Annotated in this window: 11 protein-coding genes; 8 read left to right on the forward strand and 3 right to left on the reverse strand. The window is 71.5% G+C overall.

Annotation, left to right across the window (positions count from 1 at the left end; all coding sequences use genetic code 11):
* Positions 1 to 3: 3 nt before the first annotated feature.
* The 6 genes from ACWEMJ_RS07015 (at position 4) to ACWEMJ_RS07040 (ending at position 6,407) form a co-directional block, all read left to right on the forward strand.
* Positions 4 to 621: a 4Fe-4S dicluster domain-containing protein gene (locus ACWEMJ_RS07015; protein WP_452135935.1), complete on the forward strand. Its 618-nt coding sequence runs from the start codon at positions 4 to 6 to the stop codon at positions 619 to 621.
* A complete protein-coding gene (locus ACWEMJ_RS07020; RefSeq protein ID WP_452135936.1) occupies positions 618 to 1,277 on the forward strand; it encodes a QcrA and Rieske domain-containing protein in 660 nt (219 codons plus the stop codon). Before ACWEMJ_RS07015 ends, ACWEMJ_RS07020 begins: the two co-directional genes overlap by 4 nt.
* Before the next feature lie 46 nt (positions 1,278 to 1,323).
* Entirely contained in the window at positions 1,324 to 1,692 is a 369-nt protein-coding gene (locus ACWEMJ_RS07025) for a hypothetical protein (RefSeq protein WP_452135937.1), read from the forward strand.
* 77 nt (positions 1,693 to 1,769) lie between these two features.
* Positions 1,770 to 2,174, forward strand: a complete 405-nt coding sequence (locus tag ACWEMJ_RS07030) for an SHOCT domain-containing protein (protein WP_452135938.1) — start codon at positions 1,770 to 1,772, stop codon at positions 2,172 to 2,174.
* 37 nt (positions 2,175 to 2,211) lie between these two features.
* Positions 2,212 to 4,254, forward strand: coding sequence for a SpoIIE family protein phosphatase (locus tag ACWEMJ_RS07035; RefSeq protein ID WP_452135939.1), 2,043 nt, complete (start codon positions 2,212 to 2,214; stop codon positions 4,252 to 4,254).
* Complete coding sequence (locus ACWEMJ_RS07040) at positions 4,251 to 6,407, forward strand: SpoIIE family protein phosphatase (protein ID WP_452135940.1); 2,157 nt, start codon at positions 4,251 to 4,253, stop codon at positions 6,405 to 6,407. Before ACWEMJ_RS07035 ends, ACWEMJ_RS07040 begins: the two co-directional genes overlap by 4 nt.
* Before the next feature lie 67 nt (positions 6,408 to 6,474).
* Here ACWEMJ_RS07040 and ACWEMJ_RS07045 read toward each other — a convergent pair whose 3' ends face one another.
* Entirely contained in the window at positions 6,475 to 7,479 is a 1,005-nt protein-coding gene (locus ACWEMJ_RS07045; RefSeq protein WP_452135941.1) for an aldo/keto reductase family protein, read from the reverse strand.
* Positions 7,480 to 7,738: 259 nt separating this feature from the next.
* Between ACWEMJ_RS07045 and ACWEMJ_RS07050 the strand changes: the two genes are divergently transcribed.
* The gene (locus ACWEMJ_RS07050; protein WP_452135942.1) at positions 7,739 to 8,749 is read left to right on the forward strand and encodes an Acg family FMN-binding oxidoreductase; all 1,011 of its coding nucleotides are present in this window, start codon (positions 7,739 to 7,741) and stop codon (positions 8,747 to 8,749) included.
* Positions 8,750 to 8,785: 36 nt separating this feature from the next.
* Here ACWEMJ_RS07050 and ACWEMJ_RS07055 read toward each other — a convergent pair whose 3' ends face one another.
* A complete protein-coding gene (locus tag ACWEMJ_RS07055; protein ID WP_452135943.1) occupies positions 8,786 to 9,613 on the reverse strand; it encodes a class I SAM-dependent methyltransferase in 828 nt (275 codons plus the stop codon).
* A 149-nt stretch (positions 9,614 to 9,762) separates the two neighbouring features.
* On the opposite strand from ACWEMJ_RS07055, the gene ACWEMJ_RS07060 reads away from it, so the two are divergent.
* A complete protein-coding gene (locus ACWEMJ_RS07060; protein ID WP_452135944.1) occupies positions 9,763 to 10,233 on the forward strand; it encodes an NUDIX domain-containing protein in 471 nt (156 codons plus the stop codon).
* 42 nt (positions 10,234 to 10,275) lie between these two features.
* Here the strand turns inward: ACWEMJ_RS07060 and ACWEMJ_RS07065 are convergent, their stop codons facing one another.
* Positions 10,276 to 14,358, reverse strand: coding sequence for a hypothetical protein (locus ACWEMJ_RS07065; protein WP_452135945.1), 4,083 nt, complete (start codon positions 14,356 to 14,358; stop codon positions 10,276 to 10,278).
* Positions 14,359 to 14,454 lie beyond the last annotated feature (96 nt).

Here is a 14,454-nt window from a genome sequence, read left to right on the forward strand (position 1 = left end):
GCGATGCTGGGACGCACCATCTTCATCGACCCCGGGCGCTGCATCGGCTGCCAGGCCTGCGTGTCCGCGTGCCGCGAATGCGACTCGCACCGCGGAAAGTCGATGATCCACCTGGACTACCCCGACGAGGGGCGCACCGTCGCCTCGCTGCCCACCGTCTGCATGCACTGCGAGGACCCCGTCGCGCCGTGCGCCGAGGTCTGCCCCGCCGAGGCGATCCTGATCACCGCCGACGGCGTCGTCCACGAGGCCGACCCGACCCGCTGCATCGGCTGCGCGAACTGCGTCAACGCCTGCCCGTTCGGCGTGCCCAAGATCGACCTCGAAGCCAAGCTCCAGCTGAAGTGCAACCTCTGCTACGACCGCACCTCCTACGGCCTCGCCCCGATGTGCGCCACCGTCTGCCCCACCGGCGCGCTGTTCTACGGCACCGTCGAGGAGTTGCAGGCCGAGCGGCCGGGCGTGGACGTCTCCACCGTGTTCGCCTTCGGCGCCGTCACCGTCTCCACCGGCGTCGCCATGGTCGTGCCGCCCGAACGGCGAGCCCCCGTCCCCGGCGGCACGCTGAACCTGATCGAGGTCAACGGGCGCCCCACGCCCGGGAACGGAGCGCCGGCGTGACCAGCCCCGCCAACCCGCCCGGACCCGACCGCCCCGCCGACGGCCACCGCGCCGAGGACGGCCACCACCCCGATGACGGCCACCGCGCCGAACAGGCCGCGCTGCGCGAACGGATCAGCGCCGACTCGCTCACCACCCGCCGCGACTACCTGCGGATCGTCACCACCGTCTCCGGCGGCCTGGTGGTCGGCTCCGCCGTCGTCTCGGCGGGCGTGCTGCACCGCCACGGCGACGGCAGCGCCCCGCCGCTGAAGGTCGCCGACCGGCTGGAGCGCGGGCAGGCGGTGGCCTTCGACTACCCCGGCCAGGACGACCGGGCGATGGCGATCCGGCTGCCCGACGGCACCCTGGTCGGCTACTCCACCGTCTGCACCCACCTCGCCTGCGGCGTGCTGTGGCGGCGCGACCACGGACCCGACGGCGACCTCTACTGCCCGTGCCACGAAGGCAGGTTCGACTCCCGCACCGGCGCCGTCACGGCCGGTCCGCCGCCCCGGCCGCTGCCCAAGGTGGTCGTGGTCGAGGACGCCCAGGGCGCGGTGTGGGCGATCGGCACCGCCCGCTCCGGCGAGGACGAACAGGCGGGCCTGTGCCGGGGCCTGCGCGAGCGCGACCCCGCACTGGCCGACGCCGCCGGTTGTCCGACCGGCAACTGATCTGTTGACAAAGGAAGTTGACGAAGCGTCAGAAAGTAGCTGAGCGATGAGCGTTCCCGAAGGCCACTTCCCCGAGGGCTACCACCCCGGCAGCGACGAGCCGCGCCTCAACCGGCCCCTCCACGAACGCTACCCGCAGATCCGGCCGACCTCCGGCTACGCCGACGCCCGGGTCACCGCGACCGGCCCCGGCCCCGGCGCGGGCACCGACCAGCAGCCGGAACGCTCCGCCGTCCTCACCGCCCGCGTCGCGCTCGCCGTCACCGTCGTCATCGGCCAGCTGTGGGCGCTCACCGTCGCCACCGACGCCTGGATGCGCGGCGACAGCGCCATCGCTTGGTGGTCCACCGGATTCAGCGCCGCCTCGTTCCTGGTCGTCCTGCTCGCCTGGCGGATCACACCGAACGACCGCTGAAGCACGGCCCGGCCGGAGTGCGGCGTCCGGAATGTGGTGATACCTCTCGAAGGACCTATGGAAGGGAGCCCCCCTCGATGGACGACTACCCGCTGCTCAACCTGTTCTGGACGATGCTGTGGCTGTTCCTGTGGATCCTCTGGTTCTTCCTGCTGTTCAAGGTGATCACCGACATCTTCCGCAGCCACGACATGGGCGGCTGGGGCAAGGCGGGTTGGACGATCTTCGTCATCCTGCTGCCCTACCTGGGCGTGCTGGTCTACCTGATCGCCCGCGGCAAATCCATGGCCAACCGCGACCGGGCGCTCGCCATGCAGGCCGAGAGCGACGTCCAGAACTACATCCGCAAAGCCGCCGGCACCGAGAACCGGGACACCGGACCCCGGCACGTGGACGAACTCGCCCGGCTCGCCGACCTGAAGAACAGCGGCGCCATCTCCGAGGAGGAATTCCGCGCGGCGAAGAGCAAGTTGCTCGCCTGACAACCCGCGGCACGCGGGCGGGAGGAGGACCGGCGGGGTGGCCGACACACCACTGACACCCGAGGTGTTCGACCGGGCGATCGTGGCGATCGCGCTGACCGTCGGCCGCGAACACCGACTGGTCTACGTCAACGACGCGTTCCGGGACCTGTTCGGCGACCGCCCGCTCGGCGTCCCCGCCCGCGAGGTGTTCACCGAACCCGGCGCCGAACGCTTCGTCGCCACCCTCGACGCGGTGCTCGCCGACGGCACCGCCCGCCAGGTCACCGCCCCGCGCACGCTGAGCTGCCCGGAAGGCGGCACCGTCCACCGGCACTTCGTCTACTCCTGCTCGCCCGCCGGCACCCCGCAGGGCCCCGGCATCCTGGCCGCCGCCATCGACACCACCGCCGAACTGCACTCCGCCCTGGAAGCCGAACGCCTCTCCGTCGAACGCCTGCAGACCCTGCGGCGCTACGAAGCCCTGATGGCCGCCGCCGCCCAGATGGTCTGGCTGGTCCACACCGACGGCACCGCCGACGAACTCGTCCCCGGCTGGCAGAACCTCACCGGGCAGCCCTTCGACGAAGCGGGCGGCACCGGCTGGCTGGACGTCGTTCACCCCCAGGACCGCGAACAGGTCGCCGCCCACTGGGCCGACGCCGCCCGCGACCTGCCCAACGCCTTCGAACACGTCTTCCGGGTCCGCGGCCGGGACGGCGGCTACCGGCACGTCCGCGCCCGCGGTGTCCCCATCGTCCGCGACCACGGAGACGCCGAATGGATCGGCACCACCAGCGACATCGAGGACCAGTGGCGCAACCGGCTGCGCGAACGCCTGCTCGCCCGGGCCGGCGCCGTCACCGAGGCCGAACGCCCCGAGGACGCCTTCGCCGCCCTCGCCACCACCCTCGTCCCCGACCTCACCGACGTGTGCGCCGTCTACCTGCTGCGCGAGACCGACGCCGCCGGCGACGTCGTCGCCACCCGGATCGCCTCCGTCGCCCGCCCCGGACTGCCCCCGCTGCCGCCCATCAACCGGCAGGACTTCACCCTCGGAGCACGCGTACGGAAAGCGCTTACCGACCGCACTCCGCTCGTCCTCCGGCTCACCGGCGGCACCCTCCCCGGCAGCACCGTCCCCGAGATCTCCGCCCGCTGGCTCACCCGCGCCCGCGCCACCAGCCTCACCCTGCTGCCGATCGTCGTCGACGGCGCCGTCGTCGCCCTCGCCGCCACCGCCACCTGCGAAGGCGCACCCCCGCCCGGACCCGCCGACATCGACCTCCAGCACGAAGTCCTGCAACGCGCCCAAGCCCCCCTGCGCCAGGCCCTCGCCCTGCAACGCGCCCGACACGCCGCCGTCGTCCTGCAACGCGCCATGCTCACCCACCCGCCCCGCATCGACGGCGCCGAGATCGCCGCCCGCTACCGGCCCGGCAGCCGCAACGCCGAAGTCGGCGGCGACTGGTACGACGCCTTCACCCTCCTCGACGGCTCCCTCGCCATGACCATCGGCGACGTCGCCGGCCACGACCTTGCCGCCGCCACCACCATGGGCCAACTCCGCGCCATGCTGCGCTCCATCGCCTACACCCGCCAGCACGGCCGCACCCCCGCCGACACCCTGCGCGAACTCGACACCGCCGCCGAAGGACTCGACATCGGCGGCTTCGCCACCGCCGTGCACGCCCGCCTCACCCGCACCGGCACGGACGGCGACTGGGAGGTCGAGTGGAGCAACGCCGGCCACCCGCCGCCCGTCCTGATCCCCGCCACCGGACCGCCCCGGCTGCTCACCGCCGAGGACGCCGACCTCCCGCTGTGCGTCGACGCCCGCCGCACCCGCAGCACCCACCGCGAACCGATGAGCCCCGGCGAAACCCTGCTGTTCTACACCGACGGCCTGGTCGAAGTCCCCGGCGAACACCTGGGCGACGGCATCGCCCGCCTCTGCGAAGCCGCCGCCGCAGCCCGCCACCGGCCGCTGCACGACCTGTGCGAACACCTCGCCGACCGGGTCGCCGACGTCCGCGACGACATCGCCCTGATCGCCTTCCGGCCCGTGCCGGCCCGCCCGACAGGAGACCTGCCGCGATGAGCACCCGACACGACGGCACCCACCCCACGCCCGACGAGGACCCGGAACTGCTCGACACCGCGTTCACCCAGGCCCCGATCGGCCTCTACCTGCTCGACCAGGACCTCCGCCCGCTGCGCCGCAACAAGGTCGCCCGCGGCGGCGACACCCGGCCCGACACCGAGACCGCCGCCCGCTGCGCCGGCGACTTCGCCCCCGGCTTCGACGCCGCCGAACTCGAGACGCTCGCCCGCCAGTCCCTCCAGGACGGCGAATGGATCCGCGCCCGCCTGATCCGCGGCCGCGCCCCCGCGGACCCCTGCCGCGACCGGATCGGCGCGGTCTCGTTCTTCCCGATCGAAACCCCCGCCGGCCACCGCTACCTGGTCGCCGCCATCGAGGACGTCACCGAACGCCAGGCCGACCTCGACCGCCTCGACATCCTGCACACCGCACACCGCCAACTCGGCGCCTCCCTGGACGCCATCGGATCCGCCGAGGAACTCACCGACGTCGCCGTGCCGCGCCTCGCCGACATCGCCACCGTCGACCTGCTCGACGACCCCCTGCGCGGACTCCCGCCGCACGCCGGACCCGTCGACCCCGCCGCCCCGCTGCGCCGCGCCGCCTTCCGCGCCACCCGGGGCCCCGGCCGGCCGATCGGCGAACAGGGCCCCGTCCCGCGCGGCGAACTCTCCACCTACGGCGCGCCCACCCCCTACAGCCAGGTGCTGGACGACGGCCGGGCCCGCCTGCTGCGCGGCCTGAACGGCGACGAGGACTGGCTGACCGCCGACCCCGTCCGCGGACAGCGGCTGACCCGGCTCGGCGTGCACTCGATGATCGTCGCGCCGCTGACCGCCCACGACACCGTCCTCGGCCTGCTCACCCTGTACCGCGACCGGCGCACCGACCCCTTCGAACAGGCCGACCTCGAACTCGCCGTCGAACTCGCCACCCGCGGGGCCCTGTCCATCGACAAGGCCCGCAGCTACGCCCGCGAACGTTCCATCGCCACCACCCTGCAACGCCAACTCCTGCCCAGGGAACCGCCGGTGGTGAGCGCCGTGGAGACCGCCCAGGTCTACCTGCCCGGCGCCGTCGGACCCGGCGGCGACTGGTACGACATCGTCCCGCTGTCCGCCGCCCGGGTCGGCCTGGCCATCGGCAGCGTCACCGGCACCGGCATCGAAGCCGCCGCCCTGATGGGCCAACTCCGCACCGCGCTACGGACCTTGGCCGTGCAGGACCTGCCGCCGGACGAGCTGCTGGTGCGCCTGGACGAGGCCGCGCGGGTGCTGACCGACGAACAGCGCAACACCCTGCCGCCCGGCGCCGACCGGCTGCCGGACGGCCTGGCGTCCTGCCTCTACCTGGTCTACGACCCGATCGCGCGGACCTGCGTCGCCGCGTCCGCCGGGCACCCCGGGCCGGTGCTGGTCGGCCCGGACGGCGCGGCGCTGCCGTTCGCCGTCGAGCCCGCGCTGCCGCTGGGCTGCGGCGACAAGTGCTACGAGACGGCCCGCGTCGAGCTGGCGGAGGGCAGCGTGCTGGCGCTGTACACCGGCGGCCTGATGTCCGGCCGGCAGCGCGCGGGCGAATCCGGCGACCCGGCGGACCGCCCGGGCGCGCGCCGGGCCGTGCTGGAACGCTCCCTCGCCCGGGCCGGCGAGGAGCGGCTGCGCGGCCTGTGCGACCGGGTGGTGTACGCGCTGCTGCCCGAACGGCAGCGCGAGGACGCCGTGCTGCTGCTCGCCCGCACCCGGGCGCTGCCGGACGAACGGGTCGCGGTGTGGACGCTCCCCGACGACCCGGCGGTGGTGCGCACTGCCCGCCGGCTGGCCCAACACCAGCTCACCGCCTGGGGGTTGGAGGATCTGGAACTCGACACCGGCCTGATCGTCAGCGAGCTGGTGACCAACGCCATCCGGTACGGGACGCCGCCGATCCGGCTGCGGCTGATCCACGAGGCGGGCCTGATCTGCGAAGTATCCGACAGCTCCGACAGCTCCCCGTACCTGCGGCGGGCCAAGAGCACCGACGAGGGCGGCCGCGGCCTGTACATCATCGGGCAGTTGGCGCAGCGCTGGGGCACCAGGTACGGCCGGCACGGCAAGACCATCTGGGCGCAGCAGGACCTGTCGCCGAGCGAACTCGGCTCTGACGAAGGGTAGTTGTTCGTGCTTGCGTCCCGGGCCGGTGCGGTGGCAGCGGGGTGCCCGGCACCGGCCCGGGAGCGGGTCAGGGGCGGGCCTTGGGGGCGTTCTCGGCGGTCTTCGCCGGGTCGAACACGGCGACGGGCGCGAGGATCTCGTCCATCCGGGCGAGCAGCTCCGGCTCCAGCTTCACACCGGCGGCCTTGACGTTCTCGGTGACCTGCTCGGGCCGGGAGGCGCCGATGATCGCCGCCGACACGTTCGCGTTCTGCAGCACCCAGGCGACGGCGAGTTGGGCGAGCGACAGCCCCGCCTGGTCGGCGAGCGGGCGCAGCAACTGGACGCGCTCCAGCACGTCGTCGCGCAGCCAGCGGGCCACGAAGTTCGCGCCGCCCTTCTCGTCGGTGGCGCGGGAGCCGGCCGGCGGCTGCGCGCCGGGCAGGTACTTGCCGGTGAGCACGCCCTGCGCGATCGGCGACCAGACCACCTGGCCGAGTCCCAACTCCTCGGACAACGGGACGACTTCACCCTCGATGACCCGCCACAGCGCGCTGTACTGCGGCTGGTTGGAGACGAACGGGACGCGCAGCTCGCGGGCCAGTGCGTGGCCGGCCCGGATCTGCTCGGCCGTCCACTCGGAGACGCCGATGTACAGCGCCTTTCCGGAGCGGACCACGTCGGCGAACGCCTCCATGGTCTCCTCCAGCGGCGTGGACGGGTCGAAGCGGTGCGCCTGGTACACGTCCACGTAGTCGGTCCGCAGGCGGCGCAGCGAGCCGTTGATCGACTCCATGATGTGCTTGCGGCCCAGCCCCCGGTCGTTGCGGCCGGGGCCGGTCGGCCAGAACACCTTGGTGAGGATCTCCAGGCCCTCGCGGCGCTCGCCCTGCAACGCCCGGCCGAGGACGGACTCCGCGCGGGTCTCCGCGTACACGTCGGCCGTGTCGAAGGTGGTGATGCCCGCGTCGAGGGCGGCGCGGATGCACGCGGCCGCGGTCTCCTCCTCGACCTGCGAACCGTGGGTGAGCCAGTTGCCGTAGGCGATTTCACTGACGATCAGGCCGCTGCGGCCCAGGTGACGGAATTCCATGATCTGTACGGTACGTCAGGCGACGGCTGCGGGCGGGCGCCATCGCGGTGCTGCGGGAACCGGGAGCGAGGCGGGTCGGTGTCGACCCCCGGGCTGCGGCTCGGCCGGGTTCCTGCTGTCGTGGCGTGTGCATGCTCGGGAGGAAGGGGCGGAGGTCGCTCACCAGGGGTCTTTGGGCCCTACCGGCGCGGGTCGGCCGAGGCGCACGCTCAAGCTACAGGGACACCTGCAACGCGACGGCGGCGAGGAGTGATCCGCGATGGTCGAGTCGACGGCTGGTACGAGGGGCGGACCGGGGGCGGCGCTCACCGTGCAGGAACTACGCACACTGGTGACGGCGGCAGGGGCCGCGCCGTCGCTGCACAACTCCCAGCCCTGGCGGTTCCGGCCGGCCGAGGACGGGCACGGCGTGCTGGTCTTCGCCGACCCCGCACGCGCCGTCCCGGTCGCCGACCCCGACGGGCGCGGCATGCTGCTGTCGGTCGGCGCGGCCCTGTTCAACCTGCGGGTCGCCGCCGCCCGGCAGGGCCTGCCCGTGGACGAACTGGAGCTGCTGCCCGGCCCCTTCGACGCGGCCGGCCCGGTCGCCGTGGTGCACTTCGGGCCGCCCGGAGTCCCGTACGAGACCGCCGAGTTGGCGGAGGCGATCGCGCTGCGGCACTCCAGCCGGGAGCCGTTCAACAACCGGGACGTCCCCGAGGCGGTGGTCGGCGAGCTGATCGCGGCCGCGGCCGCGGAGGACGCCGTCCTGGAAGCGCTGGAGGAGTCCGAGGCGCGCCGGGTGCTGGCCCTGATCACGGAGGCCGAGGCGCGCATCGTCGCGGACGCCGCGCGCCTTGCGGAGACCGGGAGTTGGCTGCGCGGCGAACCCTCCGCTGACGGCATCCCGGTCGAGGCGCTCGGCCCGCAGGACCACGAAGCCCGCGTCCCCATGCGGGACTTCACCGGGCGCGGCCCCGCCGGCTCGCAACGCTTCGAAGCCCTGCCGCAGTTGGTCACCATCTCCACCCGCGGCGACACCCCCGCCGACTGGCTGCGGGCCGGCCAGGCCATGGAACGCGTCTGGCTAGTCGCCACCGGCCACGGCGTCCGCATCTCCGTCCTCCACCAGGCCGTCGAACTCCCCGAGACGCGCTGGCGCCTGCGCAACCCCGAAACCGGCGTCGGCACCGTGCAGTTGGTGCTCCGGATCGGCTACGGGCCGCGCGGCGCGGCGACGCCCCGGCGCGAGGTGGAGGAACTGCTGGGCGGGGCCGCGCAGCGGGCGTGAGGCGGGGCGGGTGAGGTCCTTGGTGCGGTGGACGGTTCAGCGGGTGGCGGTGGCGAGGAGGGCGGCGTGGGGGAGGGCGAGGGTGCCGTCCGGGGTGCGGAAGGGGGCGGCGAGGCGGTCGTAGTGGCGGCGGGCCTCGGACTGGGTCTCGGCGCTCTGGGCGAGCAGGGTGAGGCCGATGGTGGCGACGCCGGAGGCCGGGCCCGACCACCAGGTGTCGGCGGTGGTGCGGTGGTCCCAGGCAAGGGTGCGGCAGGCGGCCTGCTGGAGGCCGGCGGTGGCGAGGAGGGCGGCGAGGCCGTCCGTGGTGCGGGGGAAGTCGTCGGCCGGGTCGAGCGGGCCCAGCTGCGGCGGGCGGACCGCGCCGGCGGCCTGCAGGGCCTGCGGGATCAGCGTCTGCCCCCGGGCCGGGGCGCCGGACCAGATGGTCAGGGCGAGGCGGCCGCCAGGTCGCAGGACGCGGCGCAGCTCGGCCAGGGCGAGCAGCGGGCGGCCGACGTGGTTGAGCACGAAGTTGGCGACCACCGCATCGAACTCGCCCTCCTGGAACGGCAGTTCGGGCAGCGTCGCCGCTTCGACACGGGCGGACGGGGCGGCCCGGCGGGCGAGTTCGAGCATGCTCGGCTCGGCGTCCACGGCAGTCACCTCCGCACCCCGCGCACCCGCCGCCGCAGCGACAGTGCCCGGGCCGGTGCCCACATCGAGGACCCGGGTGCCCGCCACCACCCCGGCCGCGTCCAGCAGTTCCGGCACGGTGTGCGCGCACAGCAGCCCGAACGTGCGGGCGTACGCGTCGGCCCGCCCGGCCCAGGCGGCGCGCTCGTTGGCGTCGAAGCGCGTGGTCGGTGCGGTGGTCGGCGACACGGTTCCCCCTGGTCGTTCGGTCGGCCCGTGATCATAGCCGGGCCCGGGCAGGGCAGCTCAGCCGTGGTGCCGAGGAGGCCACGGAGTGCCACAGGCACCGGGCGGCTCAGCGCCGTCGCGTGATCGCCGCAGGCGGCTACAGTCGCGCCATGAGTGACTCTCAGCCCCAGCAAGAGGTCGTGGCCCGGCCCCTTACCGCCGCCGGCGTGCTGTTCTTCGACGAGGACGACCGCGTCCTTCTCGTGAAGCCGACCTACAAGTCCGGCTGGGAGATTCCCGGTGGCTACCTGCGCGCGGGTGAGACTCCGAGTGAAGGTGCGGCCCGGGAGGTCGGGGAGGAGCTCGGCATCGCCCCGCCGATCGGTCGGCTCCTCGTTGCGGACTGGGCGCCCCATCCTGCGGAGGGCGACAAGCTGCTCTTCGTCTTCGACGGAGGTGTGCTTCCGGGGGAGGAGTTCGATCGGATCGTCGTCGATCAGGTCGAGATCAGCGAGTGCGCCTTCCACTCGGGCGACCGGCTCGACGCACTCCTCGTCCCGCGCCTCGCCCGCCGCGTCCACGCCGCTCGGACTGCCAGGGCGAGGTCCGAGACGGCCTACCTGGAGCACGGAGTGACCTGACCCGCTGTAGGCCAAGTCACCCAACTACTGGTGAGGGCCGGGTCAGTCGCCCTGTGTGCGACGGACTTTCGTGATGAGCGGTGTGCTATCGAGGTGCCCCTGCGGTTGGAGCCCGGCAGTCTGGCTGAATTCGCACCAGTTCCGCAGGCGATCAGTACTCCGGGGCTGGCGCTCGCCAAACAGCCCCAATACCAAGCGCATGTTCAGTTCCTGCAGCCGCGGTTGGAGCCAGCTGTGTCGAACGAGCAGCGTTGTCACCGTTCCGGTCGGTCGGTAACCGTGGACGGCTCGGACGATCAATTGGCCGTCGGGTGCGTACCAGTCCCCGTTATCGGGGTGGCGGTGCAGGTCGGTGCCGGTCAGCAAGAGGGCACAGGGAAGGTGCAGGTGGGCAGGCGCGTCCAGGGAACAGTCGTGGCCGCCTCCACTCCAGGAGTACTCCTCAGTGGTGGGGACGGCTTTCAGAACTGTGCCGTTCCCGGCGCTGGCGGTATGAGGCTGGTGGGGGGCTTGGAATGTCGCTTCGACAAACGGCGACGGTGTCCAGCGGCCAGCCAGGTTCTCCAGGTTTCTGAGCCGGTCCTCCTTCGTCGGCCTGTGACGCTGTCGGAGCCCGGTCGTGTACTGCCTCAGCAGACTTGCGACTTCGTCGGCGTCCGGCGAGTCGGCATCGTTCTGCGGTTGGGCGCTTTCCCCCGCAGCAGACGGATCCTGCTGTTCGTCCGCAGCGCCGTAGTCGACGAAGTGGAGCCCGAAACGGGCTTCATCGCCTTCTGGCAGGGGTAGGTCTGCCAGGAAGACGCTGTGCCACTCGCGGGACTCGGGCATCCAGCGGCCCATCAGGGTTTTGTCGGCAAGGAACGCCAGAACCTGTGAAAAGTGGTTCTTCTCCACGAGCCAGCTGTGGAGCAGATGCCACTGCTCCGCCTGGCCGGTCCACTCCTCGCCTTCGGTGTGGTCGCTGACATGTTCGTTCAGTACTACCCATTCGGTTGCGTCGATCGTTCGGATCGCGGTCCGGGCCAGATCCGGAAGCTGTTCTGCGCCGGCGATCCAATTGTCGACGCCGTCACGGTCGGGCAAGAAAGGGGCTGGCGGGTTCCAGCAGCCGTCCAGGGCACTCGACGGGAAGGTGGCGAAATGGCGCTCGTCGTCCCAGTCGCCGTCGTCGAGCACGCTCAAGGGGTGGGCGGCCGGAGGCAGGGTGGGGTCGATGTCGGTCAGGAGCAGCTCATCGGGTCCGGGGTACGAGGTGAACTTCCCGCGCGGACCGGGCTTGAGGTGCTGGCAGTTGGCAAGTCGCTCGACGAGTTCGTGGAAGGCGAGCCACTGGTATTTCTTGCCGAAGCGCTCGGCCTTGTGGCTCTCGCGGCCACGGCCGTGGCCGTGCAGGCTATCGAACTGCGCGAATTCCTCCGGGCTCCAGCCCCGTTCAGCGGCGTTGCGCAGAATCCAGCGCGCGGCCCAATCTTTGTCGATCGGGGCGGCAGCCAGTTGCTGATCGAGGGTGGGGGGAGGTTCGCATGCCTGCAACAGGCGTTGCTGTTCGTCGTCCAGGCACTGCTTGGCCTGCCAGGTCTCCCGAAGCAGCCTTCGCGCGCCTTCCGGGGATCCCAGCACGTCGCGCACCGCTTCCGGCAGGCTTTCGCGGAAAGCCTGGAGGGCATCGGGAAGCAGCGGCGTGGATCCGACGGGCGCGGGCATGGGCGTGCTGAGGGGGAGTTGACTGAAGTGGGCGACAGCAGGACGGACTTCGTAACTGACGAAGTCCGCCAGACCCAGCAGTGATGCTCGCAGGCTCCCCCAACCCGGCTTCCCATTTGCCTTCTTGTTCGGGTACTGCGTGTCGACTTCGTCCATGTCGGGCGCGTCGCCCAGCGGCGGGCACCGGTGGGGGTGATGGGTGAGAGCTTCGTCGCTGCCTGTGACCAAGCCGAACCGGTGGGCCATTCTCACGATGCGGGCGGCTGTACCGCACAGAAGCGCGTTACTGGACGCGTGGGCTGGATGGGAGCGGTCGCCGTAGACGCATTCCAGGAGTGTTCGTGCCACGTGCTGCAGCAGGTTCGGGCGAGTCTGGTGCGCGCGGGTGCGCGCCAGTACGCCGTAGGCGACCAGGACGAGGCGTTCGAACAAGTAGGGGTCGTTCACCTGTTGTGCGTCATGCTTCAGGAACCGGTCCAACAAACCGATGAGGACCGCCGGGAACCCCAGGAGAAGCTGGACCAGGGCTTTGGTCGCGCGGTCGCGCAGAAACCGGTTGGGGGAGGTCAGCGTCCACACCAGCGTGACCGCTGCCAGCCGCACTACTTCCTCTGCCGGCGGCGGAGGCTCCGTTGCCGGCGTCGACGGCCGCAACATGCCAGGGCGCCGGACGATCCATCGGGAAGTGTTCTGCGGCTGGGGGCGGACCGTGGGTGGCGTCGGCAACTGCTCGGCCCACCGCAGCAGCCGATGCAACGCCGAGGCGTCATCCAACATGAAGTAGATGGCCATTCCCCACCACACATCGCGCTCCGAAGGGGAGTGAGCCACGAGGTTGCGGTGGAGTCGGTCGGCGTTGAGGCAATGCCCGGGCTGAGCTGTCACGGTCAGGACCGCCTCAAGGACGTCGTCGTCCATCCCGAACGCCCGTGAGGCATGGTGGAGCAGGGCCACCGTCCGGTCGGTGACGTGGCCGGCTTCTCGCAGACCCAGCGTGTGAACCAGACTGCGACACAACAGTCGATGATGGCTGTCGGCCGTGGTGTGCGCCGTCGTCACATCGACAGGGTGAAGAAGGTCGATCAGTTCCCGTCCTGTGGCCTCTGGCAGCAGCACTGTCGCGGCGTCGACAAGATTGGCGGACGCACCTGTCAACCACGAATGCAACGGCGAGCCGACCTGCAGGTGCCCGACCGAGGCCCCCGTTGCCAACTCCTCCCGGTGCTGTTCCAGCACGGCCCGGACGATCCGGTCGTCGCTGAAGGCCTGGTAGGCGAAGCCGATTCCGTTCTCCCACTGGCCGTTGGTGTGCATGTAGCGATCAGTGGCGAGCACGCCGTGGGCCACCAACTGGCCCAGCATGGTGTTCGGCCATGAGCGGGCCGCGGGCGCGAACCTGTCCACCAGGGTGCGTGCCCGATCACGCGACACCACCTCCCCGCCTTGCGCCGCCATGAAGGACGCGAGTTCCCGCACCGCGCGGTGGACACTCTGTTGAGCCGGGTCCAGGCCCAACAGAGTGTCGATCTGGGCGGCCCTCCTGTCCAAGAATGCGTCGAAGACCGCACTGCGGTGCGGACCGGTGCCCGCGTCGCGGTGGGCAGCCGACAGGGACACCAGGCTGTCGCTGTAGAGCTTGACGAACAGTGGATTGGAGAACGCCGGTGTCAGAATCGGAGTGCGGGGCAACGCCGAAGGAGCCTTCTGTAGGTACTTCTCAAGCCCCTCCACCTCGTGTCCGGCGAAGCCGGGATGGATTGTGACGGGGTAACCACGTTCGGGCAGGTCGTCCGGAAGCACCGTCTGCTGCAGCGACGATCGGCAGGAGACCACCACCGCCACGTACTCGTAGGGCGCGGCCTCGGCAACCAGAGCCGGTAGGGCGGACCGCCAACCCGCGGGATTTTCTGAGTCGTTCAGCGCGTCAATGTTCAGCGTGAAGCGGGCCCCACTGAGAGCTCCCGCGACGTCCATGGCTTGCAGGAACGTCTTGTGCGGAAGGGAGCCCAGCCCCAGCTGTGCTGCAATTTGCGTCAGCGGATCGACAGCAGTCAGCTGGTCGCCGAAGACCGTTACCGACGGGCGTCCCTCGGCCAAGGCCCGCTTCGTGGCGTCCACCAGCAGATGAGTCTTACCCTGTCCTGCCTCACCGAGGAGAACCCACACTTTGGCCTCGGCTGCCAGTCCGGCATCACTGCGACACAGCGCCTCGAAGCGCCCCGCCTCACGTCCGGCCGCCTCGATGCGGTGGACATCTGGTCGCGTCCATCCAATGGGCCCTTGTGAATCCGTGCCCGCCCCCAGCCCCGATGGGCGGGCTGCTCTGTCACTCAGATCAACCAAATGCTCACCGGCCTCCCGCGCGTCCGACAGCAGTCCTCTGATCTCTGCAGCTGCCTCAGCCATCGAGGCGGCCGGCATCAGGGCCGCTCCCGCCACATGAGCCACAGCACACAGCTCCCCGGCCTTCTGCTGCGCCCTGCCGAGATACGACAACAGTGCTTCACGCTTCTCGGT

The organism is Kitasatospora sp. NPDC004531, assembly GCF_053602195.1.